Annotated in this window: 24 protein-coding genes; 20 read left to right on the top strand and 4 right to left on the bottom strand. The window is 41.3% G+C overall.

All coding sequences use genetic code 11. The annotated features are described in order from the left end of the window. Positions 1–71: 71 nt before the first annotated feature. From A3O17_RS02720 to rpmH, 3 genes are all read right to left on the bottom strand, one after another. Entirely contained in the window at positions 72–917 is an 846-nt protein-coding gene (locus tag A3O17_RS02720) for a YidC/Oxa1 family membrane protein insertase (RefSeq protein ID WP_064208310.1), read from the bottom strand. After that, positions 917–1291 (bottom strand): ribonuclease P protein component, encoded by a 375-nt coding sequence (gene rnpA / locus A3O17_RS02715; RefSeq protein WP_064208311.1) that lies wholly within the window; start codon positions 1289–1291, stop codon positions 917–919. Before rnpA ends, A3O17_RS02720 begins: the two co-directional genes overlap by 1 nt. Positions 1292–1362: 71 nt before the next feature. Next, complete coding sequence (gene rpmH / locus A3O17_RS07765; protein ID WP_057827207.1) at positions 1363–1497, bottom strand: 50S ribosomal protein L34; 135 nt, start codon at positions 1495–1497, stop codon at positions 1363–1365. A gap of 512 nt (positions 1498–2009) precedes the next feature. Here rpmH and dnaA point away from each other — a divergent pair. From dnaA to A3O17_RS02655, 12 genes are all read left to right on the top strand, one after another. Next, complete coding sequence (gene dnaA, locus A3O17_RS02710; protein WP_064212531.1) at positions 2010–3398, top strand: chromosomal replication initiator protein DnaA; 1389 nt, start codon at positions 2010–2012, stop codon at positions 3396–3398. Positions 3399–3562: 164 nt separating this feature from the next. Beyond that, positions 3563–4702, top strand: a complete 1140-nt coding sequence (dnaN, locus tag A3O17_RS02705; protein ID WP_064212532.1) for a DNA polymerase III subunit beta — start codon at positions 3563–3565, stop codon at positions 4700–4702. A 176-nt stretch (positions 4703–4878) separates the two neighbouring features. Next, positions 4879–6255: a sugar porter family MFS transporter gene (locus A3O17_RS02700; RefSeq protein ID WP_064212533.1), complete on the top strand. Its 1377-nt coding sequence runs from the start codon at positions 4879–4881 to the stop codon at positions 6253–6255. A 208-nt stretch (positions 6256–6463) separates the two neighbouring features. Then, entirely contained in the window at positions 6464–6682 is a 219-nt protein-coding gene (yaaA, locus tag A3O17_RS02695) for a S4 domain-containing protein YaaA (protein ID WP_057827203.1), read from the top strand. 4 nt (positions 6683–6686) lie between these two features. Beyond that, positions 6687–7868: a DNA replication/repair protein RecF gene (gene recF, locus A3O17_RS02690; protein WP_064212534.1), complete on the top strand. Its 1182-nt coding sequence runs from the start codon at positions 6687–6689 to the stop codon at positions 7866–7868. A 5-nt stretch (positions 7869–7873) separates the two neighbouring features. Further along, positions 7874–9835, top strand: coding sequence for a DNA topoisomerase (ATP-hydrolyzing) subunit B (gyrB, locus tag A3O17_RS02685; RefSeq protein WP_064212535.1), 1962 nt, complete (start codon positions 7874–7876; stop codon positions 9833–9835). A 102-nt stretch (positions 9836–9937) separates the two neighbouring features. Then, entirely contained in the window at positions 9938–12475 is a 2538-nt protein-coding gene (gyrA, locus tag A3O17_RS02680) for a DNA gyrase subunit A (protein ID WP_404802687.1), read from the top strand. A gap of 234 nt (positions 12476–12709) precedes the next feature. Next, positions 12710–13000, top strand: coding sequence for a 30S ribosomal protein S6 (gene rpsF, locus A3O17_RS02675; RefSeq protein WP_057827198.1), 291 nt, complete (start codon positions 12710–12712; stop codon positions 12998–13000). Positions 13001–13030: 30 nt separating this feature from the next. Next, positions 13031–13621: a single-stranded DNA-binding protein gene (gene ssb / locus A3O17_RS02670; RefSeq protein ID WP_064212537.1), complete on the top strand. Its 591-nt coding sequence runs from the start codon at positions 13031–13033 to the stop codon at positions 13619–13621. Positions 13622–13642: 21 nt separating this feature from the next. Beyond that, a complete protein-coding gene (rpsR, locus tag A3O17_RS02665; protein WP_057827196.1) occupies positions 13643–13879 on the top strand; it encodes a 30S ribosomal protein S18 in 237 nt (78 codons plus the stop codon). Between the two features lie 221 nt (positions 13880–14100). Further along, positions 14101–15588, top strand: coding sequence for a peptide MFS transporter (locus A3O17_RS02660; protein ID WP_064212538.1), 1488 nt, complete (start codon positions 14101–14103; stop codon positions 15586–15588). Positions 15589–16048: 460 nt separating this feature from the next. Next, positions 16049–16375: a heavy metal-binding domain-containing protein gene (locus A3O17_RS02655; protein WP_064212539.1), complete on the top strand. Its 327-nt coding sequence runs from the start codon at positions 16049–16051 to the stop codon at positions 16373–16375. A gap of 175 nt (positions 16376–16550) precedes the next feature. On the opposite strand, the gene A3O17_RS02650 is transcribed toward A3O17_RS02655, so the two are convergent. Beyond that, on the bottom strand, positions 16551–17372 hold the full coding sequence (locus A3O17_RS02650; protein ID WP_064212540.1) for a winged helix-turn-helix transcriptional regulator: 822 nt from the start codon (positions 17370–17372) through the stop codon (positions 16551–16553). Positions 17373–17536: 164 nt separating this feature from the next. Here A3O17_RS02650 and A3O17_RS07860 point away from each other — a divergent pair, with 164 nt between their 5' ends. The 8 genes from A3O17_RS07860 (at position 17537) to A3O17_RS02610 (ending at position 25945) form a co-directional block, all read left to right on the top strand. Next, complete coding sequence (locus A3O17_RS07860) at positions 17537–18406, top strand: phosphate ABC transporter substrate-binding protein (protein ID WP_064212541.1); 870 nt, start codon at positions 17537–17539, stop codon at positions 18404–18406. Then, on the top strand, positions 18407–19309 hold the full coding sequence (gene pstC / locus A3O17_RS07855) for a phosphate ABC transporter permease subunit PstC (protein ID WP_064212542.1): 903 nt from the start codon (positions 18407–18409) through the stop codon (positions 19307–19309). After that, positions 19309–20205: a phosphate ABC transporter permease PstA gene (pstA, locus tag A3O17_RS02635; RefSeq protein WP_064212543.1), complete on the top strand. Its 897-nt coding sequence runs from the start codon at positions 19309–19311 to the stop codon at positions 20203–20205. Before pstC ends, pstA begins: the two co-directional genes overlap by 1 nt. After that, complete coding sequence (gene pstB, locus A3O17_RS02630) at positions 20205–20993, top strand: phosphate ABC transporter ATP-binding protein PstB (protein WP_064207534.1); 789 nt, start codon at positions 20205–20207, stop codon at positions 20991–20993. The genes pstA and pstB (A3O17_RS02630) overlap by 1 nt, the downstream gene beginning before the upstream one ends. 13 nt (positions 20994–21006) lie before the next feature. Further along, positions 21007–21762 carry a phosphate ABC transporter ATP-binding protein PstB gene (pstB, locus tag A3O17_RS02625; RefSeq protein ID WP_064212544.1) on the top strand — a complete coding sequence of 252 codons (756 nt, stop codon included), beginning with the start codon at positions 21007–21009 and terminating at the stop codon, positions 21760–21762. Between the two features lie 11 nt (positions 21763–21773). Next, positions 21774–22529, top strand: a complete 756-nt coding sequence (phoU, locus tag A3O17_RS02620; protein ID WP_064212545.1) for a phosphate signaling complex protein PhoU — start codon at positions 21774–21776, stop codon at positions 22527–22529. A gap of 171 nt (positions 22530–22700) precedes the next feature. Next, the gene (locus A3O17_RS02615; RefSeq protein ID WP_057827186.1) at positions 22701–24380 is read left to right on the top strand and encodes an alpha-keto acid decarboxylase family protein; all 1680 of its coding nucleotides are present in this window, start codon (positions 22701–22703) and stop codon (positions 24378–24380) included. 128 nt (positions 24381–24508) lie between these two features. Continuing rightward, positions 24509–25945 carry a 6-phospho-beta-glucosidase gene (locus A3O17_RS02610; RefSeq protein ID WP_064212546.1) on the top strand — a complete coding sequence of 479 codons (1437 nt, stop codon included), beginning with the start codon at positions 24509–24511 and terminating at the stop codon, positions 25943–25945. Positions 25946–26186 lie beyond the last annotated feature (241 nt).

Raw genomic sequence — 26186 nt, 5'->3', positions numbered from 1 at the left:
AACCAGGTCTAAAGACATAACAAAAAAACAGCAACCTCGCACACACGCGGTTGCTGTTATAAGCTTTGCAACTATTTCCGTTTACTCTTATAAGCTTTCCGTTTAGCTTTTTCAAGCCGTTTCTTCCGGGCCTTTTCAGCCGCTTCTTTTTCTTCGCGTTCCCGCCGAATCTTAAATGGATTCTGAAGTAACAATGTCTGACCTACTGAGAATGCGTTCGTTACAACCCAGTAGATTGACAATGCGGACGGTAAATTAAAAGCAATGAAACCAGTCATGATCGGCATGAAGTACAACATCATGTTATTCATCATGTTGTTTGTTCCTTCCGGCTGACCCATCATTGATAATTTCGAAGTTAAGAATGTAAAGATTGCGGCCAAAATCGGCATAATGTAGTATGGATCTTTTTCACCCAAGTGCATCCATAAGAAATCACCATTCTTTAAGATTGGTGACCGCCAAATTGCTTGATACAAGGCAATCAAAATTGGCATTTGAATCAGCATTGGCAAACATCCTGCCATTGGATTGATTCCGGCTTCAGCATAAAGTTTTTGCTGCTCTTCGCTTAACTTTTGCATTGATTCCGGATCCTTTCCAGGATACTTCTTTTGCAATGCCATCAATTTCGGTTGAATTTCTTGGGTCTTCCGCATACTCTTCATCTGGTAGAACATCAACGGTAAGATAATAATTCTGACAATAATTGTAAAGACCACGATTCCCCAGCCGTAGTTGTGGCCAAAGAAATTACTCAGCCACCGAATAGCCCGGACGAAATTCCAAATAATGTAGTGGTCCCAGAACCCTGTACTATGAGATGTAATGGGCGCATTACTTGTACATCCGCCTAAAAGCAAGGCCAGTGATAAAGTGCCAAGGATCGCAACGTTTCTTTTTGTACGTCGTTTCATTACTTTTGTAATTCCTCACTTTTCGCTTTGTTATTTGCAGGCAAAACCTTTGCTAACCGTAAAACATGACTTAAATGTTTTTTTACTTCTGCCGTTGACATCCACGCAACTGTCGGCCGCGCAATTACAAGAAAATCGCAGTCCTGTTTCAATTGCGGCTTAAGATCCGTTAACGTTTGCCGAATCCGACGTTTGACCCAATTTCGCGCAACGGCATTCCCAATCTTTTTCCCAACTGAGATGCCGACCCGAAAATGAACCTGTCCCGGTTTTTCAAGCATATAAACGACAAATTGGCGATTCGCACATGACTTACCCTTCGTAAAAACCGTTTGGAATTCTGCTTCTTTTTTGACGCGATATGATTTTCTCATTGTCGATCTCCTAAATGGACTTATCCGAATGCTCTTTAGATAAGAAAAAAGACCACTGACGGTCCAGTGATCTATGCAGACAATACTTTTCTGCCTTTACGGCGTCTACGTGCTAACACATTGCGACCGTTCTTTGTACTCATACGCTTACGGAAACCATGTACGCGTTGACGGTGACGTTTCTTAGGTTGGTATGTTCTCTTCATGAATTCCACCTCCTTATTTTTAGATGTCAAAACTATCTAAATTGTTGTATCAAAATAGTCTTCAAACAGACTTACTTTGTAAGTTTAACATACAAATTTTAAGTTGAAAAGCGATTTTTCCAAACCGAGGCGATTTTTCAGCTTTGCCATGTCGCTTGTTATCCCCGATTTGTCCCTTATATTTTTGGAATAATTGTGAATTGCCCAAAATCAAATCACAGCTTTTTAGACAGACATATCCACAATTAACATCCCGTGAATTTGAAATTTGTGATTTTTTGATAATTTTGTGGATAAGTTCACAAACCATTGATCTATTAAGTTTTATTTTAAAAAAAATTCCGTGAATAACGGCTAAATCAGCTTCTTTTTTCCACAGAAAACAATTGCTTGTGGATAATTAAACTAACATCCGTGAATTTGAATTTTTTTATTTTTCACACCTGTGGAAAACTATTTTTTTTAATGCTACAATGGACGTATAAATTTTTTATAAAAGGAGGGGCAGTTTCGTGCTTGAACCAGAACTCGATTCCTTATGGAAAATTATTTTCGACGGTTTGCACGGCTCATTCAACGATATTGCGTTTAATACTTGGATCAAGCCGGCCAAACCTATCGAGTTTAAAAATGACACCCTTGTCATTGAGGTCCCATTTCAAATGGTTAAAGAATATTGGGAACGAAATATCAGTGAAACGATCATTGACTTGCTTGAACCGGCAATTGGCCGCCGAATCAATATCGTAATTCGTTCCGCAGCAGATGATAACGATGAACCATCGAATCAAGCAGCTGAGAATACCCTAAACACTGAAGCTGAGGAGCCGATCCCGGCAGCATCACCAAAAAAAGCTTCTAATAATAACTTCGTTCATAACAATCAATTAAACAGTGATTATACGTTTGAAAAGTTTGTTGTTGGGAATGGAAACAAAATGGCGCATGCCGCTGCATTGGCCGTTGCCGAAGATCCAGGACGGGTTTATAATCCGCTTTTCATTTACGGGGGTGCCGGATTAGGTAAGACCCACTTGATGCAGGCTATCGGTCATACGATTTTGCAACGCGATCCGACAGCGAAAGTTAAGTATGTTTCAAGCGAGGCGTTTGCAAACGACTTTATTAATTCGATTCAGTTAAAAAACCAATCTGAATTCCGGGATGAATACCGAAACGTTGATCTTTTACTCGTTGACGATATCCAATTCCTGGCAAATAAGGTCGGAACGCAGGAAGAGTTCTTCAATACATTTGAAACCCTTTTTCAAAATAATAAACAAATCGTTCTTACAGCTGATCGGTTGCCAAATGAAATTCAAAACCTTCAAACCCGGTTGGTTACCCGGTTCAAGATGGGCTTGCCGGTTGACATTACACCTCCGGATTTTGAAACCCGAATTGCGATTTTGCGCGAAAAGTCGCAGTCGCTTGGATTAGATCTTCCAGATGAAGCATTAAATTACATTTCTGGTCATTTTGATTCTAGTGTGCGTGATTTGGAAGGGGCGTTATCACGAATCAAAGTCTTTACGTCAATGACGGACGCCCCGATTACGACCAGCATGGTTGCGGAAGCCCTCCGCGGATTAGTTGGTCAGGGAGCAACCAAGGAAATTACAATCCCAATTATTCAAAATAAAGTCGCGAAATACTTTAACGTTACCGTAACCGACCTTAAAGGCAAGAAACGGGTTAAATCGATCGTTATGCCGCGGCAAATTGCGATGTATCTTTCACGGGAATTGACGGATGCATCCCTTCCGAAAATTGGTCAAGAATTCGGCGGCAAAGATCATACAACCGTAATTCATGCGCATGAAAAAATTCAAACTGAACTTTTAACAAATAAAGATCTTCAAAACGATATCAAAGAAATCAAAGATCAGTTACAGGTCTAATTGTGGACAAATGTGAATCAATTAGATTTTTTATCCACAACATATCCACAAGGAAAACATAGGGAAATCATCACTTTTCAAAAGTTTTCCACAGGAATAACAGGGCCTAGTACTATTACTAATTAATAATTACTATATATATTAATTAAGGAGCTAGCTTACTTATGAAATTTACAATTAAGCGTAATGCATTTATTAAGAAACTAACCGATGTTCAACGAGCAATTTCTTCTAAAACCGCAATTGAAATTTTAACTGGATTAAAAATCACGGCAACTGAAAATTCAATTACATTAACCGGAAGCGATTCTGATATTTCAATTGAAAATGAAATTTCAACGGATGACAGCAATTACGAATTACTGATTGATGAACCAGGATCAATTGTTTTACCAGCACGGTTCTTTAGTGAAATTATCAAACGCCTTCCAGAAAGTACATTTACAATTGAAGTTAATGATCATTTCCAAGCCACCATTACATCTGGTCAAACGGAATACCAAGTTAACGGGGTTGACGCTGATAACTATCCACACTTACCTGAAATCGATACGAATGAACAATTGACGATTCCAGCAGATATTATGAAACAAGTCATTAATCAAACCGTTATCGCAGTATCGACTCAGGAAAGCCGTCCGTTATTGACCGGTGTTCATTTGACAATTAAAAACGGAGAATTACATGCAGTTGCAACGGACTCGCATCGGTTAAGTCAACGCAAGGTAAAATTGTCAGGCGCTGAAGACATTGATTATGACATTATTGTTCCAGGACGTTCATTAGTCGAACTTTCACGGATGATTGCAGATTCAACTGGCAGTTTGGAAATTCAAATTGCTGAAAATCAAATTTTATTTAATTTTGATAATACAGCATTTTATTCACGGCTTCTTGAAGGGATGTATCCAGATACGGACCGCCTGATCCCTCAAAGTTCAGAAACTGAAATTGAATTAAATGCGGTTAGCTTGCTTCATGCGATCGAACGGGCATCATTGTTATCCCATGAAGGACGGAATAATGTTGTTAAATTAAGTTTAAATAGCGAAAATCAAACCGCAGTTTTATCAAGTAATTCACCGGAAGTCGGAAATATTGAAGAAGAATTACAATTTGATAAATTAACTGGAAACGATATTGAAATTTCCTTTAACCCAGATTACATGAAAGCGGCATTACAAGCCTTTGGGCAAGCCGAAGTTAAGTTATCCTTAACATTGCCATTGCGGCCATTTACATTGATGCCGACGGAAGACAGTGAAGACTTTATTCAATTGATTACGCCAGTTCGAACATACTAATTGAATGAATTAAAGCGGAGAAGACGGTGATTGAATCACTGTCTTTTACTTTTTGTAAGCAAAATTCGTGACAAACGATAAAATAAAATTTACAATTACATTTTGTAAAATTAATTGTAAATTTTTTGTAATAATAGGTTGTGCAAAACATAAATTGAAAAGGGATGAGCATATCAATGAATACGGTAAAGAAAGTGCCGCGAAAGTATATTTATTTCTTCGGCTCATTTGGCGGAATCCTATTTGGTTATGATATTGGAGTTATGACCGGAGCATTGCCGTTTTTGCAGATCGACTGGAATATGCACTCCGCATTTTGGGAAGGATGTATTACTTCATCCTTAATGTTTGGTGCGATTTTTGGCGGGATGCTTGCGGGCCATTTAACGGATAAGATTGGGCGGAAACGGGTATTGTCGTTTTCAGCACTGATTTTCATTGCAGGATCACTGCTTTCAGCATTTGCACCGCGGAACGGATATATTTACTTGTCGTTAGTCAGAGTTTTCTTGGGGCTATCGGTTGGAATGATTTCCGCAACGGTTCCAAATTATATGTCGGAAATGACCCCCGCCAAGTCACGGGGAAGATTATCCGGAATTAACTTTACAATGATTGCCCTGGGCACGTTGCTTTCATACGTCGTTGATTATTTTTTGCAATATCTCCCGGCAACGTTTGCATGGCGGACAATGTTAGGAATGGCAGCTGTTCCGGCGTTGATCTTATTTTTAGGAAGTTTAAATCTTCCGGGATCACCACGGTATTTAGTAAGAAATGACCGAATCGATGAAGCCCGGCAAGTTCTTCAACTTGTTCAACCATGTGCGCAGGCTGAAAAAGAAATTCAAGATATTCAAAATATTAAAAACGTTGAAGATCAAAGTAAAGACCAGCAGAAATTAAGCAAGATGTTTACGGGCAAATACCGTTACTTGATAATTGCCGGCGTCGGCGTTGCAGCCTTTCAACAATTTATGGGAGTGAATGCTATTTTTTACTACATCCCATTGATCGTTGCCAAGGCAACGGGCCATGCAGCCGCTTCAAATTTAATGTGGCCGGTAATTGAAGGCTTGATTTTAGTATTATCATCATTTATTTTTCTAGCAATTGCGGATAAGTTTAATCGCCGGACATTATTGATCTTTGGCGGAACCGGAATGGGATTAGCATTCATTTTGCCAGCCGTGATCAATACCATGTTTAGCCACGTTAATCCATTAATCACGATTATTTTCTTATGTATTTACGTTGGCTTTTATGGATTTACATGGGCTCCGTTAACGTGGGTCATTGTTGGTGAAATTTTCCCACTTGCGATTCGGGGCAAGGCTGCCGGAACGGCTTCAGCGTTTAATTGGGTCGGAGCATTTGCAGTTGGATTGATTTTCCCATTAATGACGGCTTCGATGTCACAGGAAACGGTCTTCGCGATTTTTGGCGTAATTTGTTTGCTTGCCGTTGCCTTTGTGATCTTTAAAGTTCCGGAAACAAAGGGGCACACACTTGAAGAAATTGAACGGCGCGGAGTGCGTGAAAGTCAAAAATAATTAAATTTGAACGAGGTTACCAAGATGGTAATCTCGTTTTTTATGCTTAAAATTCAAAATAAGCATTTTTACCATTGATTAATGGATTCCCACTCAATGACGTTAAAAGAGCTTAAAACGCATTTTATCGCGAGTTAAATTGTTTTTGCATCCAAAAAAGGGTATAATTATTAAGTATTAGACTGGTTTTTTGAAGGAGGTTTGACGAATGGAAACCGTTAATCTGAAAACACCTTACATTACCTTAGGCCAATTGTTGAAAATTGCTGATGAAATTTCATCAGGTGGACAGGCAAAGTGGTATCTGAGTGAAAATAACGTCAAGGTCAATGGTGAAATTGATGATCGCCGAGGACGGAAACTTTATCCGGATGATAAAGTCGAACTTCCCAACGGCAAGACGTATGTCATGAAGGCGGGCCGCTAAGGAATTGAAGTTAACGGAATTAAACCTCCATCATTTTCGAAACTACGATGAAGCTCAGGTTGAATTTTCACCGCAAATCAATGTTTTGATCGGGGAAAATGCGCAAGGAAAGACTAACCTGCTAGAATCGATCTACGTGTTAGCAATGACTCGCAGTCATCGAACCAATAATGACCGCGAGCTGATTGAATTCGGCAAGGATGCTGCTCAAATCAAGGGAACCGTTCAGCGCGAACTCGGTTCATTAAAGTTGGAATTGGATATTGGAAAACACGGTAAAAAGGCGAAGGCCAACCATCTTGAAAAGGCCCGGCTATCCGAATATCTCGGTCAGTTGAACGTAATTTTGTTTGCTCCCGAAGATCTTGCTTTGGTAAAGGGTGCCCCAACTGTTCGGCGCCGCTTTATCGATATGGAGTTTGGCCAGGTTTCACCGAAATACTTGCATGATTTGACCCAGTATCGGGACATCTTAAAACAGCGTAACCGGTATTTGAAACAGCTGCAAAGCCATGAAGCTCAAGATCAGCTGTACCTGGAAGTTTTATCCGAACAACTTGCAGCGGTTGGCGGTGCAATTATCAGCCAACGGGTTAAATTTTTAAGCGAGTTGGAAGGGTATGCGCAGGAACTTCACCAAAGTATTACCCAGGGAAGGGAAAACTTAACCTTTGAGTATTCAAGTGCCGTTAAGGATGCATCCACGTTGACCGAGGTTGAACTTTCAGAAGCATTGATGGATTTATACCGGCAAAATCAATCCAAGGAAATTTTCCAAGGAACAACTCTTTATGGACCGCATCGGGATGATGTTCGGTTTTTGATCAACCATAAGAACGTTCAAACGTACGGTTCACAAGGACAGCAGCGGACAACGGCATTATCAGTCAAACTGGCAGAGATCGATTTAATGAAGAATCAAACCGGCGAGTATCCGATTTTGCTGCTTGATGATGTTTTATCAGAACTTGATGGCGCGCGGCAAACTCACCTTTTAAAAACCATTCAAGACAAGGTTCAGACATTTTTAACAACTCCAGGATTAAGCGATGTTGCCCGGAATTTGATCAAGGAACCGCGGATTTTTCACATTTGTGATGGCCAAATTATTCCTGAAAAACAGGCAACCTTGAAAACTGAAGTGTTCTATCCAACGAAACAAGATAAGACCGCGAATAAGGAGTGATATGCATGGCGGAAGATAAAGAACTGCAAGAAGAAATCAAAGAAGAAAAAGCCAAAGAATATGATGCCAGTCAAATTCAGGTCTTAGAAGGGCTGGAAGCGGTCCGGAAACGTCCCGGAATGTACATTGGCTCAACAAGTGAACAAGGGTTACACCACCTTGTATGGGAAATCATTGATAATGGGATCGATGAAGCCCTTGCAGGGTTTGCAACTGAAATCAACGTAACGGTTGAAAAGGATAACAGTATTACCGTTAAGGATAATGGTCGGGGAATTCCGGTCGATATCCAGAAGAAGACTGGGCGGCCAGCCTTAGAAACGGTCTTTACGGTTTTGCACGCCGGCGGGAAATTCGGCGGTGGCGGCTATAAGGTATCCGGGGGCCTTCACGGGGTCGGTGCTTCGGTTGTTAATGCGTTGTCAACTTTCCTTGATGTTCAGGTTACCCGGGAAGGCGACCCGAATATTTATGCAATGGACTTTAAATTAGGGAAAGTTAATACAGCAATGCATGTGATCGGTCAGACCGGAATCCACGAACACGGAACAACGGTTCACTTTGTGCCGGATCCAGATATTTTTACCGAAACAACGGTTTACAATATTAAAACATTGACGACCCGAATCCGCGAATTAGCTTTCTTGAATAAGGGGCTTAAGATCACGATCGATGATAAGCGGCCGGAAGAACCAACTCACGAAGAATTCCATTACGTTGGTGGAATCAAGCACTATGTTGAATATTTGAACAAGGGCAAGGAAGTTATCTTCCCTGAACCAATTTACGTTGAAGGGGTTCAAAAGGGAATCACCGTTGAAGTTGCATTGCAATACACCAACGATTTCCACTCTAACCTATTAACCTTTACGAATAATATTCATACATACGAAGGGGGAACGCATGAATCAGGATTTAAGACAGCGTTAACCCGGGTTATAAATGATTATGCACGGAAAACAGGCCTTTTGAAGGATAATGAATCCAACCTTTCAGGGGAAGATGTCCGCGAAGGATTAACGGCCGTTGTTTCAGTTAAACACCCTGACCCGCAGTTTGAAGGCCAAACAAAGACAAAGCTTGGCAACTCCGATGCGCGGGCGGCAACAGATAAGATTTTCAGTGAAGTTTTCAGTAAATTTATGCTTGAAAATCCGACGGTTGCAAAGGAAATCGTTAATAAGGGAATCCTTGCATCGAAGGCGCGGGTCGCTGCTAAGCGCGCCCGGGAAGTTACCCGGAAGAAGAATGGATTGGAAATCTCAAATCTTCCAGGAAAGTTAGCTGATAATACAAGCAAAGACCCTGAAATTTCAGAATTATTTATCGTCGAAGGGGATTCAGCCGGCGGTTCAGCTAAGCAGGGCCGTTCACGGTTGACCCAGGCAATCCTTCCAATTCGGGGAAAGATTTTAAACGTTGAAAAGGCCAGCCTTGATCGAATCTTAGCCAATGAAGAAATTCGTTCCCTCTTTACGGCTTTAGGGACTGGATTTGGTGAAGATTTTGACGTTGAAAAGGCAAACTACCACAAGCTGATCATCATGACGGATGCCGATGTCGACGGGGCTCACATTCGGACATTGCTGTTAACATTGTTCTACCGGTTTATGCGCCCAATGATCGAAAAGGGTTATGTTTACATTGCCCAACCGCCTTTGTACCAAGTTCGGCAAGGAAAGATGGTCCGGTACATTGACTCAGACGAAGAATTAGACGAAGTTTTAGCTCAATTACCGGCCTCACCAAAGCCAGTTATCCAACGTTACAAGGGGCTTGGTGAAATGGATGCCGAACAATTATGGGAAACAACAATGGATCCTGAAAAGCGGCGGCTGTTACGAGTCCAATTATCAGATGCTGAAGAAGCAAACGGAATCTTTGAAATGCTGATGGGGAACCAGGTTGGTCCGCGGCGGCAATTCATCGAAGAAAATGCAACGTTCGTTGATAACTTGGACGTTTAATCTTAAAAGTGAAAAGATCGATAAAAAATAATTTTCTAGGAGGAGGCAGCTGTTTTGGTAGAATTACCAGATCGTGTTAAAGACGTTGACCTTTCAAACGTCATGCAAACGTCATTTTTAGACTACGCAATGAGTGTTTTAGTTGCACGGGCATTGCCGGACGTTCGTGATGGTTTGAAACCCGTTCACCGTCGGATTTTATATGGAATGAGCGAACTTGGCGTTACACCCGACAAGCCTTATAAAAAATCAGCCAGAATTGTTGGGGAAGTTATGGGGAAATTCCACCCGCATGGCGACTCGGCAATTTACGAATCAATGGTTCGGATGGCGCAAGATTTTAGTTACCGTTACATGTTAGTTGATGGTCACGGAAACTTTGGTTCTGTTGATGGTGATGGGGCTGCCGCAATGCGGTATACTGAAGCCCGGATGTCCAAGATTGCTACTGAAATGCTGCGGGACATCAATAAAGATACCATTGACTTTCAACCAAACTATGATGGAACTGAACGGGAACCAAAAGTTTTACCAGCACGTTTTCCAAACTTGCTAGTTAACGGGGCCACCGGGATCGCAGTCGGAATGACGACTAACATTCCGCCGCATAACTTATCAGAAGTTATTTCGGCAATCCATATTTTGATGGATAATCCGGATGCAACAACGGCTGATTTGATGGAAGCAATTCCCGGACCAGATTTTCCAACTGGCGGAATCGTAATGGGAAAGTCAGGCATTCGGAAAGCTTATGAAACCGGTCGCGGAACGGTTGTTTTGCGGGCGAAAGTCGACATTGAAGAACAAAAGAACGGCAAACAGCAAATTATCATTCACGAATTACCGTACATGGTAAATAAGGCCCGGTTGATCGAACGAATTTCAGAACTTGCCCGGGAAAAGGAAATCGATGGAATCACGGCGATCCATGATGAATCTGACCGTGACGGAATGCGGGTTACAATTGACATTCGGCGGGATGTAAGTGCATCGGTTGTTTTGAATAACTTATACAAAATGACGCTGATGCAAACGTCATTCGGTTTCAATATGCTTGCCATTGTTGATGGCACCCCAAAGATCTTGAGCTTGAAGCAAATTTTGCAATACTACTTGAAGCACCAAGTTGAAGTTATTCGGCGGCGGACGGAATTTGACTTGCGGAAAGCCAAAGCCCGGGCTCATATTTTAGCCGGATTGCGAATCGCATTGGATCATATTCAAGCAATCATTGACATTATCCGGAAATCTGAAAGCGGCGATGTCGCAAAGGACCGCTTGATGAATGAATTTGAATTAAGCGATAAGCAAGCCCAAGCGATTTTGGATATGCGGCTTGTTCGGTTGACCGGTTTGGAACGCGATAAGGTTGAAGCCGATTACGACAAGACAATGAAGGCCATTGCTGATTATGAAGATATTTTGGCAAGCAAGGACCGGATCAACGACATCATTTATCAAGAATTACTTGATATTCAAGCTAAATACGGTGACGAACGGCGGACTGAATTGATGGTCGGTGAAGTCACAAGTATTGAAGACGAAGATTTGATCGAAGAAGAATCAGTTGCAATCACCTTGACTCACAATGGTTACATCAAACGGCTTCCAACAAGCGACTTCAAAGCTCAACGGCGTGGTGGCCGCGGAGTTCAAGGCATGGGAGTTCACGATGATGACTTTATTGAACATCTGGTTACAACTTCAACTCACGACCGGTTGTTGTTCTTTACGAATCTCGGGAAAGTTTACAGCATGAAGGGCTACGAAATTCCTGAATACGGCCGGTCAGCAAAGGGAATCCCGGTAATCAACCTGTTGAATATTGATGCCGGCGAAAAGATTGCAACGGTAATCAACATTCCGCATGATAATGACGACCAGGCTAAATACCTCTTCTTCACGACGAAGGAAGGAACCGTTAAACGGACGCCGGTTGAAGACTTTGAAAATATCCGGAAGAACGGATTGAAAGCCATTAACCTGCACGATGGCGACGAACTGATCAACGTTTCGCTGACAGACGGTAATCAAAACATGATTATCGGAACGCACTTAGGATATGCAGTTTCATTTAACGAAAATACAGTTCGGTCAATGGGCCGGTCAGCAGCCGGGGTTCGTGGAATTCGGCTGCGCGAAAACGATTATGTTATTGGATCAGATATCCTTGTTCCAGGCAGCGACGTCTTCGTAATTTCTGAAAAGGGATACGGAAAACGGACACCAGTTAGCGAATATCCAATTAAAGGTCGGGGTGGCAAAGGAATTAAAACTTCGAATATCACCGAAAAGAACGGACCATTAGCTGGATTAACGATCGTCAACGGCGATGAGGATATCATGGTGATCACCAATAAAGGGGTCTTGATTCGGTTTAACGTTGCGGATGTATCTCAAACAGGGCGGTCAACGTTGGGCGTTCATTTGATTAATCTTGAAGATGATTCAACGGTATCAACGATTGCGAAGGTTGATCCGGAACCAAAAGACGATGAAGAGCAATCAGATGAAGAAACGCATGCAGACGCGGATGCATCAATGGATGGTGAAAACGAACATGATTTGATGAAGCACGGGGTTCAAGATTTAGCTGATCGCGAACTTGCTCATCAAGAAAATGAAGAACAAGACAAATAAGAGCAGTAAAAAACGGTTGTGTCAGTTGGCACAACCGCTTTTTATTACGATATATGAATTTTAAATTTTTCAATGTTCAAAAAAGCAGCTTGATTTGCGAATATATATTTGTAACGGAATTTACGATTCTTATTGCAAATCGAAAACTTAAATGATAAACTTATAACTTGTAATACCTTGTTCTTTTACCATTTTTGGAAAAGAACCAAAAGTCCATAAGGAGGTGCAAACACTATGACACATTATGAAATCACATACATCATCAACCCTTCACTTGATGAAGCAGCTAAGAATGAATTAGTTGAACGTTTTGACAACGTTTTGAAGGACAATGGTGCTGAAATTATTGATTCAAAGGATTGGTCAAAGCGTCGTTTTGCATATGAAATTAACGGTTACACAGAAGGTATGTACCACATCGTAAACGTTAACGCTGAAAACGCAGATGCAATCAACGAATTTGATCGTCTTTCAAAGATCAATGACGGTATTTTACGTCACATGATCGTAAAGCGTGAAGACTAATATTGAAAAACGATAAAGGAGGTCATGACCGTGATTAATCGAGTAGTTCTCGTTGGTCGATTAACAAAGAATCCTGATTTACGTTACACTCAATCCGGCTCTGCGGTTGCAAGCTTTACAGTTGCTGTTGAACGGCCGTTTACAAATCAAAATGGTGACCGGGATGCAGATTTTATTAACTGTGTAATGTGGCGGAAGGCGGCTGAAAACTTTGCCAACTTTACCCACAAGGGCTCAATGGTGGCGGTTGAAGGTCGGCTTCAAACGCGTTCATATGAAAACCAACAAGGAGTTCGGGTATACGTAACAGAAGTCGTTGTTGACAACTTTTCATTGTTGGAAACAAAGGCTCAATCAGAACAGTATCGTCGGGAACATCCTGAAGAAGCACAAGGTCAAGGCGCTCCGATGAATAATAATTCATCATTTGGAAACGGAAATCCATTTGGTAATCCAAATCCAAGTGGAAACGCAAATCAGGGTGGAACTTTCAATGGAAATGTCCAAACTGGTAACTTAGGAAGCGCCAATGACAACGGTCAGGATGCTTCAACCAATGATGATCCATTTGCAGATAATGGAAATTCAATTGATATTTCAGATGATGATTTACCATTCTAATTAACAAGGAGGGAAATCAACATGGCACAACAACGTCGTGGCGGTCGTCGTCGCCGTAAGGTAGACTACATCGCAGCAAACCACATTGAATACATTGACTACAAAGATACAGACTTATTACGTCGTTTCATCTCAGAACGTGGTAAGATCTTACCTCGTCGAGTAACAGGTACAAGCGCAAAGAACCAACGCAAGCTTACAACAGCTATTAAGCGTGCACGGATCATGGGCTTATTACCATTCGTTGCTGAAGACTAATAATTCGTTAAAAGCGAGTAAAAAGGCATGTCAGATGGCATGCCTTTTTTGTATGCTTAAAAATTAGATAATAATTAATTTTGTAAAGCTGATAATTACGGGATATCTGTCCATTTTACTAATTTAATTTTAATTTTAATATTGTTAAAATCTAATCTTTTTGGTAAAATCAAAAATATACAAATTGTTGTTTAAAAAGGCAGAAAGATTGGAGAATTGATGTGAAAGAACAAAATCAACCACAAAAAGAGTTTTTTGGACAGCCGCGCGGCCTAGCAACCCTGTTCTCAACTGAAGTATGGGAACGGTTCAGCTACTATGGAATGCGGGCGATTTTACTATTTTATATGTACTTTGCCATTTCGAAGGGCGGCCTTGGAATTGATCAGGGAACAGCTGCTTCGATCATGGCGATTTACGGTTCGCTTGTATATATGGCTGGGGTTGTCGGTGGCTGGTTGAGTGACCGCGTTTGGGGAAGCCGCAAGACCGTTTTTATCGGCGGGGTCTTCATTATGTTCGGGCATATTGCATTGTCCCTCCCATTCGGTCAGGCAGCCCTATATACTTCAATTGCGTTGATCGTAATTGGAACAGGATTATTGAAACCAAATGTTTCTGACATGGTCGGTGATCTGTATTCAGAAGGCGATCGGCGCCGGGATGCGGGATTTAACATTTTCGTTTTCGGAATTAACTTAGGAGCAGCGATTGCACCATGGGCGGTTCCGTTTGTGGCAAACTTGTTTGGGCATTCAGGAAACATGAACTTCCATGCCGGATTTGCTTTAGCCGCAATTGGAATGTTCATCGGCCTGGTTCAGTATTATTTTGAAGGGAAAAAATATTTATCGGATTCAAGTTTGCATCCGAAAGATCCCATTGATCAGCAAAGTTTAAAAAACGTTGTTCGTGGGTCGGTAATCGGCGTGATCGCCCTTGCGGTGGTTCTTGGAATCATGGCCGCATTCCATGCATTAAACATTGAAAATGTCATCACATTGATCACGGTGATTGCGGTTGCCCTTCCGATCGTTTACTTTGTGATTATGCTTCGCAGCCAAAAGGTTACGAAGGTTGAACGCTCACGGGTTCGCGCCTATATTCCGTTATTTATTGCGGCTGCGATTTTCTGGGCAATTGAAGAATCAGGATCAGTGGTTTTAGCGCTCTTTGCTGAAAACCGGACTGTTTTACATATTGGGGGCTGGCATTTTGCAGCTTCGAATTTCCAGACACTTAATCCGTTGTTTATCATGATTTTGACGCCGCTGTTTGTATGGCTATGGAATCATTGGAAGAAGCAGCCGAGTGCGCCAGGAAAATTCGCTGCCGGGCTGATTTTTGCCGGATTATCATATGTTTGGATGGCTCTTCCAGGAATCTTAGACGGAACGCAAGGGCGTGTCAGTCCGTTTTGGTTAGTCGGTTCATGGTTCATCGTTGAAATTGGGGAAATGTTGATTTCGCCAATTGGATTATCGGTGACAACGAAGTTAGCCCCGAAAGCTTTCCGGTCCCAAATGATGAGTATGTGGTTCTTAGCAGATGCAGCCGGGCAAGCAATTAACTCTCAAATTGTTAAATATTATTCGTCAGCAACTGAAGTTCCATACTTCCTTGCAATCGGGGCGGTAAGTATTATCTTTGGAATTCTCCTGGTCTTCTTTGTAAAGAAGATTCACACGTTGATGGAAGGCGTGGATTAAAAAACTTAGTGAAATGGTTTACAGTTGAACCGTTAAAGATGTAAATTGCTGAAAAATTAAAAAAGAGGTTGAAAATCTGTTTTCTTAATGAAATCTTAAACTTTAAAAGGCGTTACACGACGTAATCTTCACAAAAAATTCACAATTTGGTTGTAGATTATATTCATAGCCTGATAGAAAAGGCCGAAACATTTTCATTACTTTTTCTCCCCTGAAAAGTAGTTGATTACAAATCATGAAACTCAAGCTTCCCCTTTGAGATTTCATAAAATATACTCCTTTTTTCTCCGCAGTTTAATCTGCGGAGTTTTTTTTATGTAAAAATAAAAATTGATTTTCAAATTGACGAAATTCCTTTGTGAAAAATAACTGAGTAACTTAAATATTTTCTGAAAGAATTAGCGTGCAAATTACCATCTGATCTGGTAAAATTTAATCAACTTTTAGAGGAGGAAAAAGAATGAGCAAAGAGATTTTAATTTCAACAACGGAAAATATTCCGGGACGTTCATATGAAGTTATTGGGGAAGTTTTTGGAGTGACAACGCAATCGAAAAACATGTTCAGCAACTTTGGTGCAAGCATGAAAAATATCGTCGGTGGTGAAATCAAGGCATACACTAATATGCTTCATGAATCACGGGAAAAAGCAATCGAACGGTTAAAGCAAGAGGCAATCGAGGTTGGTGCCGATGCAGTTGTTATGATGCGGTTTGATTCCGGTTCGATCGGTGGCGATATGCAATCCGTTGTAGCATACGGAACAGCCGTTAAATTTACAGATTAAAAACGAGTTTCACATGAAACAAAGAGGTTGTGACATAAGTCGCAACCTCTTTGCTATATCTGCATAATCGGGTTCCAAAACAAACGAGCTATGTGGAAGTTCGAAAACCTCCGAATCTATGCTGGCGCGATTCGTTCGTTTTTCTGCTTCCACCACGCTCGTTTTTAACGTTTTGTCACACCTTCCTATTATCCTTAACAATTTTCAATTCTTGCCCTTCAAAGGTGTATCCAAATCCGCGAACCGTTTTAATGTATTTCGGGTGGTGCGGATCCGGTTCGATTTTATCGCGAAGATGACTGATGTGAATATCAACGATTCGGGAAGTCCCTAAATCATCGGTGTAATTCCAAACGCCACGCAGTAGCTGTTCACGTGAAATAACCTGTCCTCTATTTTTAACAAGAAAATAAAGGAGTTTAAATTCTTTCGGCGTTAATCCAAGGCCTTCATTGTTCTTTAAAACCCGGTAATGATCAATGTCGAGCAAAAGGTCATCAAGTTGAAGATGGTTGTGATGATGATGCGGATGAGAAGAAAGTTCTTCAGGGGCAATGTATTCTGCAATCAAGGAATCATCAACATCAACCTTTTGATCGATCAATTCTGGCGGTTGTTGGGAAGTTTGAATGGTTCGGCCCCAAAGACATTGCTGCATTCGAACAATGATCTCTTCGTACTCATACGGTTCAACAATGTAATCATCAACGTGCAACCCAAAAAGTTTCATTTCATACTCAAAATCTTTTTTAGCAGTCAACGTTAAGATTGGCCTATTAAATGATTCCCGAATCTTTTTAATAAGGGAAAGGGTGCCCTCCGGCGAAGCGGCATCAAGGTCGTAAATGATCCCGGCTACGTGCCGATGATTGATAAAATCAAGGGTTTCTTCTGGATCCGTGGTATTATAAACCATCCACCCATGGTCGTTGCAGTAGGTATTTAATTTCATAAACAATGGTAACTTTTTAGTAACTAAAATCAGCCGCTCCTGCACAAAGTTCACCTCCACTCAATATCTATCATTATTATTCCATATGAATCGCTAAAATCATAATGATTTACAAAACATTTACATTGCCTTTACACGAAATCGATTTGAACTTTACATCTCTCCGGTACATTAAAAGTAAGCTTAATGAACGGAAAGAGGGACGGAAAGTGAAGAGGAAAAGGTTTAGTCAGTTATTTTTGCTTGGGGGACTGCTGTTACTTTTGAGCGGGTGTGGTAACCAGACGCAAAATAAAATCACGGTTGTCGGTTCAACGGCCTTACAGCCGCTTGTTGAAAAGGCTGCAACCGAGTATGAAAAGGAACATGACGGCAACATTACCGTTCAAGGCGGCGGTTCAGGAACCGGATTAAGTCAGGTTCAGGAGGGTGCCGTTCAGATTGGTGATTCGGATGTTTTCGCTCAGCAGCAAAACGGAATCCGGGCAAATGAACTGGTCGATCATAAGGTTGCAGTAGCGGGAATCGCGCCAATCGTGAATCAGAAAGTAAAGGTTAAAAACGTGACGATGCAGCAACTCCGGGCAATTTTTGAAGGAAAGATCACTAACTGGAAACAGCTTGGGGGTCAAAACCAGAAAATTGTGGTCATTAACCGTTCAAAGGGAAGCGGGACGCGCGTTACTTTCGAAAATGATGTGATGAATGGCCAAGAAATGATGAATGCGCAGGAACAGGATTCAAACGGAACAGTTCAGCAGATCGTTGCCAACACCCCGGGGGCAATCAGTTATATTTCATTTGCATATCTTCGAAGTCAGGGAATTCATCCGTTAAAAATTGATGGAATTCAGCCGACAACGCAAAATGTCGCAACGAATAAATGGAAAATCTGGTCTTATGAACACATGTATACCAAGGGACAGCCGACAGGCGAAACCAAGAAATTTTTGAAATATATGCTTTCAGCTCCTGTTCAACGCAAGATGGTTAAAGAAATGAAATATATCAGTATTCATGATATGCAGGTCAAAAAATCGATTGATGGCAAAGTTACGCCGGTAAAGGAGGGCCAATAAATGGATGACATTAAACAAAAATTACTCAGCAAATCAAAGCAGACAACTGAAGATTGGCGAGGGAAAATTTTATGTTACGCTTGCTTGAGCCTGATCATTGTTTTGATCGTTTCAATTTTATACTTCATTGTCAATCGGGGAACGGCCACCTTTACGCAAGATCATCTAAGTTTAACTCAGTTTTTAACGGGCAAACAGTGGAATCCGGGGCATCACCAGGTAGGCGCTTTGCCAATGATCGTGACTTCGTTTTTAGTCACGATTTTAGCAGCGATCCTTGCAACCCCGTTCGCAATCGGGGTTGCCATTTTTATGACTGAATATGCGCCGCGGAAAGAAACCAAAGCGTTACGGGCGGTAATCGAACTGCTTGTCGGAATTCCATCCGTTGTGTACGGCTATATCGGATTAATGGTCGTTGTGCCGTTAGTGCGTAAACTAATTGGCGGCACGGGATTTGGAATTTTAGCCGGGACGTTGGTGTTATTCGTAATGATTTTACCGACCGTGATTTCACTAACGGCTGACAGTTTAAAGGCAATTCCAGTCAGTTATCGGCAAGCAGCCTTAGCATTGGGAGCAACTAAGTGGCAGTCAATTTATAAAATTGTTTTACGGGCTGCTCTTCCAGGAATTTTAACGGCGATCATCTTTGGAATGACCCGAGCCTTCGGGGAAGCCCTTGCGGTGCAAATGGTAATTGGAAACGCCGTTTTAATGCCGAAAGGACTTGGAACCCCAACCGCAACGCTCACTAGTCAGTTGACCAGTCAAATGGGAAACACGGTTTTAGGAACGGTCTCAAATAATGCATTATGGTCACTGGCATTGGTTCTATTATTGATGTCACTGGTCTTCAACTTGTTGATCAGGGTAATTACCCGGAAAGGAGCAATTAAGTAATGAATCCGAAAAAAACAAGTCGCATTGCGAAACATGTTATTTATGGATCAGTTGGATTACTAGTAATTCTTTTGCTGTTCCTGATCGGATATATTTTGATCACTGGGTTACCAGGAATGTCGTGGCATTTTCTAACGAGCGTAAGTCAGTCATTTGAAGCTGGCGGCGGGATCCGGGATCAAATTTTTAACTCGGTATACATTTTGATTTTAACAACGCTGATTTCATTTCCAATTGCGTTGGGCGTTGGGATCTACCTTGCCGAATATGCGAAGGATAACTGGTTTACGAGTCTTTTACGAACGATCATCGAACTTTTAAGCTCATTGCCATCGATCGTTGTGGGATTATTTGGCTATTTATTATTTGTAATTAAGTTCCAAATTGGATTTTCAATTATTTCCGGGGCAATTACCCTCACCTTTTTCAACTTGCCGTTATTGACCCGTAGTATTGAAGACGCCTTTCGGGCAGTTCCCCTTGATCAGCGGCAGGCGGGAGTTGCTCTTGGAATTTCAAAATGGAAAACGATTATGGGAATTGTTTTTCCGTGTGCATTGCCCAAAATCTTAACCGGCGTGATTTTAAGTGCCGGCCGGATCTTTGGGGAAGCTGCCGCATTGATCTTTACGGCTGGACAAAGTAATTCAGTTATTAATTACGCTAATTGGAACCCATTCTCGCCAACCAGTCCCTTGAATATTTTCCGCCCAGCAGAAACGTTGGCGGTTCATATTTGGAAGGTCAATACAGAATCGATTTTACCCGATGCCCATCAAGTTTCAAGCGGCTCAGCAGCCGTCTTGATCATTGTGATTTTGATTTTCAATTTTGGCGCGCGGTGGTTAGGAAACGTGGTTTATCGGAAATTAACGGCAACAGATAAGGAACGGTAATGATGGAAATTACAGAAAAATACATTAAAAAAATTGAAACGCCGGTTGCATTGAGAACGCAAGATCTGGCAGTTTATTACGGCGATAAAAAGGCCTTTGCCGAAGGAACGATTGAGTTTCCTCAACACCAGATCACGGCCTTGATTGGTCCTTCAGGATGCGGTAAGTCAACTTTTTTACGTTCATTGAATCGAATGAATGATGGGATCGCCCGGGTTGAAGGGCAAATTTTGTATCACGGATTGGACATTAATAACGACCAAATCAACATTTATGAGTTGCGAAAGCATATCGGAATGGTATTCCAACACCCGAATCCGTTTTATAAGTCGATTCGGGAAAACATTACGTATGCGCTGAAGTATCATGGGGTTAAAAATCAATCCGTTTTGGATCAAAAAGTCGAAGAAAGCCTTCAGGCGGTTGCATTATGGGATGAAGTCAAGGATTCGCTTGATAAAAACGGCAAACAGCTTTCAGGCGGACAGCAGCAACGATTATGTATTGCCCGGGCAATTGCAATGGAACCCGATATTTTATTACTTGATGAACCAACGAGCGGACTTGACCCGGTTTCAACGCGGAAAGTGGAAGATACATTGCAGGAATTAAAGCAGAAGTACACAATCATTATTGTGACGCATAATATGCAGCAGGCTTCCCGTAGCAGTGACTATACGGCTTTCTTTAATCTGGGGCAGATCGTTGAATTTGACGAGACATCGCAGATTTTCACTGCGCCGCACGTGCAAATGACCGAAGATTACGTTTCGGGGAACTTTGGCTAGGAGGTGCATTTCAATGACGCAGATCATGACGGCGGAAAATGTTCATTTATATTATGGGAAAAAGGAAGCCTTGCATGGCTTTGACATTGGATTTGATGAAAATCAGATCACGGCTTTAATTGGTCCTTCGGGATGCGGCAAGTCAACTTTTTTACGATGCTTGAATCGAATGAATGACTTGATTGAGAATGTTACGATTACCGGGAGCTTTAAGCTTCAAGGGGAAGATATTTATAGCCCGCGAATGGATGTTGTTAAACTCCGCAAAGAAGTTGGAATGGTCTTTCAGCAACCGAATCCCTTTCCGTTATCGGTTTATGATAACATTGCTTTTGGATTAAAATTAAAGGGAATTAAGGATAAACAGGTAATTGATCAAATCGTTGAAGAAAGTTTACGAAAAGCCGCGGTTTGGGATGAAGTTAAGGATAATTTGAAAAAGGATGCGTTGGCATTTTCAGGTGGGCAGCAACAGCGAATCTGCATTGCCCGGGTTCTAGCCGTGCAGCCGAAAGTTATCTTGATGGATGAACCAACAAGCGCGCTTGATCCGGTTTCAAATGCTAAAATTGAAGATACATTGGTTGAATTAAAAAAAGACTATACGATCATTATTGTGACGCATAACATGCAGCAGGCTTCGCGAATTTCAGATAACACAGCTTTCTTTTTAAACGGTGATTTGATCGAGCCCGGCAAAACCAAGGAATTGTTCCTAACACCGAAAGAAAAATTGACGGATGATTATTTAAATGGCCGCTTTGGTTAAGGAGGATCAGGATGGTAAAGGAAATTTTTAACGATGAAATGAAAAAACTGAATGGGCGTTTCAACGAGATGGGAATTGACATCAGTGAACAGATTTATCAGGCAACTAAATCATTTATTGAACATGATCAGCAGCTTGCTGAGAAAATCATCGTCCGCGATGAAACCATTAATAATAATGAAATTTCACTCGAAGAACGGGCATTGAATCTGATTGCCCTTCAACAACCCGTTGCACATGAATTCCGGAAGATTATCAGCATTTTAAAGGCAAGTTCTGATTTGGAACGAATCGGTGACCACGCAATTATTATTGCCCGGGAAACGATTCGGTTAAAAGGCAATAACCGGATCCCGGAAATCGAAGAGTTGATTTCAAACTTAACGGCGGATATTCGCAACATGTTGGAACAGTCACTGGATGCATCAATTCGGGACAATGAAGCTGAAGCCCGGAAGATTGCGGCGATGGATCCGGAAATCGACCAACAATACTATCATATTTACCAAATGATCGTTGAAATCATGAAACGTGAAACGAATACTGCAGTGGCAGCGATGAGTTACTTGATGGTTGCACGGATCTTAGAACGGATCGGGGATCACATCGTCAACCTTTGCGAATGGGTCGTTTACGATGCGACAGGGAAGATTCAGGAATTAAATCCAGGAAAACTCAATCGCGATGAGTATTTAAAAGTTGAAGAGCAAGAAGCGCTGATTCGCCATGAACGGAAAAAGGCGCGGATGAAACGCGAAGATCAATAAGGAAAAGGTTTGACAACAAATTGTGTCAAACCTTTTTAATTAAAATTTCCAATAGATGAAGACGCTATCATAAAGGCGTAAAGAAATCAATTGTGCAAAATATAGAATATAATTATTGGTATATAAGAGAGGTCAGTAGTAACTGATAATTTGAAATAGGAGGAATCTGTCATGAAAAAAGTTACGGTTATCGATTATTTGATCGAACGGCTTCATGAAATCGGAGTAGATGATATCTTTGGGGTTCCAGGGGATTACAACTTATCATTTTTAGATGATGTTGAAAAGAGTTCATCAGTTAACTGGATCGGAGATTGTAATGAATTAAATGCGGCCTATGCGGCTGACGGTTATGCCCGGAAGAAGGGTGTCGGCGCTTTGATCACAACGTTTGATGTTGGTGAATTAAGTGCAATCAATGGAATTGCCGGCAGTTATGCTGAACATATTCCAGTGATCGCCATTACCGGGGCACCAACAACGAAGGTTCAAGAAAATAAGAAATTAATGCACCATACCGATGCAACCGGAAACTTTAAACGTTCATACCGGGCATATAAGCAATTTACAGAAACCCAAGCCCTTTTAGGATTTGAAAATGCGGGCGCTGAAATTGACCGGGCATTGACAACGGCGATCATCAAACGGCGGCCAGTCTACATTTCCCTTCCATTGGATGTTGCTCACAGTATGATCGACGCTCCGAGTGCACCGCTGAATTTAACCGTTCAAAATACGGATCATAACAAGCGGGTTGCTCAACGGTTAGTTGATGAATTGAAAAAGGCAAAGCGGCCAGTTATTTTGGCGGGGAACGAAATTATGACGTTCCGGGCAAAGGCGGAATTTGAAAACTTGATCAACCAAACGCACATTCCGGTTGCAACAATGCTGTTAGGAAAGTCTTCAATTAATGAAGAGAATCCATACTTTATTGGAACATACTACCCGAACTACGGCGACAAGCGGGTTTTAAACTATGTTGATCAAAGCGATTTGGTAATCGTCTTTGGAAGCAAGCTGATCGACGTTAATACCGGAAGCTTTACCCAATGCTTCACTCAAAAAGAAACGGTTGTTTTGAATTGCGATAATACTGATTTCTTTGGTGAAAAGAGCCGGGGCGTTAATATCAATAACTTGATCAAGAATCTTGAAAACTTTGATTATCAATTTGACTTTGAAAGTACCGGATTGAATAACGTGACGCCAGATGTAAAATATGAAGACAATGATGATCAGGAATTAAACTTATCCCAATACATGTATGCCTTTAAGAACTTTATGAAACCGGATGACACGATTTATACCGAGACGGGAACTTCACAATATGGTCTTTCGTTTATGAATTTGAAGAAGGGCGTTGACTTTGAAGCCCAACCATTATGGGGTTCAATTGGTTATACTTTGCCAGCAGTTTTAGGAAGTCAAATTGCTGATCCTGAAGGGCGGCACATCTTGTCGATCGGTGATGGTTCAGCTCAAATGACGATTCAAGAATTAAGCTTGATTCAACGGCATCACTTGAAGCCAATCATCTTCCTGGTTGACAATGATGGTTACACGATCGAACGGGTCATTCACGGAGCTCATGCAAAGTATAATGATATTGCGGTTTGGGATTATACTAAGATTCCGGCTGCAATGGGAATTACCGAAGATACGATGGATGTCAGCGTTGCAACTAATAAGCAGGAGATGCTTGCAATTATGGATAAAATCGCTGATGACCGCAGTAAGGCCCACTTTGTGATCTTAAAGACCAAGGCGTTGGATGCGCCTGAATTGGTTAAGAAGATCGGAAAGTCAATGAGTTTGATCGATAAATCGCATTTCTATGGTGAAGAATAAAATAATAGGAAGAATAAATCGCAGGATGAGCTGCGATTTATTTTTTTGCGTAAATGTAAGCGCTATTTTAAAATGGATAAATTTATGATAAGGTAACCATGTAATCATAAAGAATTGGAGGAATTGAAATGGAAATGAAATTGCCAAAAGACTTTTTATGGGGTGGAGCGGTTGCTGCGCACCAATTAGAAGGGGCCTGGAATGAAGATGGAAAGGGCGTTTCGGTTGCCGACGTTATGACGGTCGGCTCAGCAACCCAACCACGGGAAATTACGCATGGGGTTCTTCCAGGGAAAAATTATCCCAACCACGAAGCGATTGATTTTTACCATCATTATAAGGAAGATATTAAATTAATGGCTGAAATGGGATTTAAGTGCTTCCGGACGTCAATTGCGTGGACACGGATTTTTCCAAATGGGGATGATGCGGAACCAAACGAAGCGGGGTTAAAGTTTTACGATAACTTATTCGATGAATGCCATAAATACGGAATTGAACCGGTAATTACATTGTCGCACTTTGAAATGCCATATCATTTAGTAGAAGAATATGGCGGATTTACTAACCGGAAGACGATAGATTTCTTCGTCAAATTTGCGACGACATGTTTCAACCGATATAAGGATAAAGTTAAATATTGGATGACCTTTAATGAAATTGATAATCAATCTGAATTCAACAATCCATTTTTAACGATGACAAATTCGGGTTACTTTGTCGATGAACAAGAAAATCCAGAAGCTGCAATGTTCCAAGCAGCGCACTATGAATTAGTCGCAAGTGCTTTGGCCGTTAAGGAAGGTAAGAGGATCAATCCTGATTTCCAAATTGGTTGCATGATTAATTTTACGCCATATTATCCAGATACTTCTAATCCAGATGATATGCTGCTTGCTCAAAGAGCTAACCAGTTAAGAAGCTGGTTCTCAGATGTCCAATGCAATGGCGAGTATCCAAGGGCGATTGAAGCTTACATCGAGCGCAATGGTTTCCGTCCAGATATCACCGCCGAAGATCGGATCGTTCTTAAGGAAGGAACGGTTGACTATATCGGCTTTAGTTACTATGCTTCCCGAAACGTATCAGCAAGTAAGGTAAAGATTGATGATTTGCATGATATTGATCAGGCAGTTGTTCCCAACAAGTATCTAAAGACGACTGACTGGGGATGGACGATCGATCCAAAAGGCCTTCGTTGGGCATTGAACTTCTTAACTGACCGTTATCACAAACCGCTCTTCATCGTTGAAAATGGAATGGGCGCATTTGATAAGGTTGAAGCTGATGGAGCGATTCATGACAGTTACCGAATCGATTATCTTAGAAAACACATCGAACAAATGGAAAAAGCGGTCAATCTCGATGGCGTTGATTTAATGGGCTATACTCCATGGGGCTGCATCGATCTTGTTTCAGCTGGAACAGGACAGATGGACAAGCGATATGGCTTTATTTACGTCGATAAAAACGATCAAGGGGAAGGAACCCTTAAACGAATGAAGAAAGATTCATTTTATTGGTATCAAAAAGTAATTAAATCAAACGGAGAAGATTTAAGGTAATCAAGATAATTTTGAGAAATTGTTAAAGATTATTAATGACGTCCCGAAACATAATATAAATGAAATGTTATGGAAACAATCATTGTAACTTTGATGACAAGAAGAAAAAAGCGTGAATTTATTGGCATAACCAGTAATTTGCACGGACTAGTTTTTTCAAAATAATGAAAAACTTCTGAAAGTGGTTACTTGTAACAATGATGTAATATTCGAAAGAGTTCGGATAATAAATAAAAATTGT

The organism is Ligilactobacillus aviarius, from assembly GCF_001654615.1.
GTDB classification, from domain to species: Bacteria; Bacillota; Bacilli; order Lactobacillales; family Lactobacillaceae; genus Ligilactobacillus; species Ligilactobacillus aviarius_B.
Note: the sequence above shows the minus strand (reverse complement) of the source record. Positions and strands in the feature narration are given on the sequence as shown.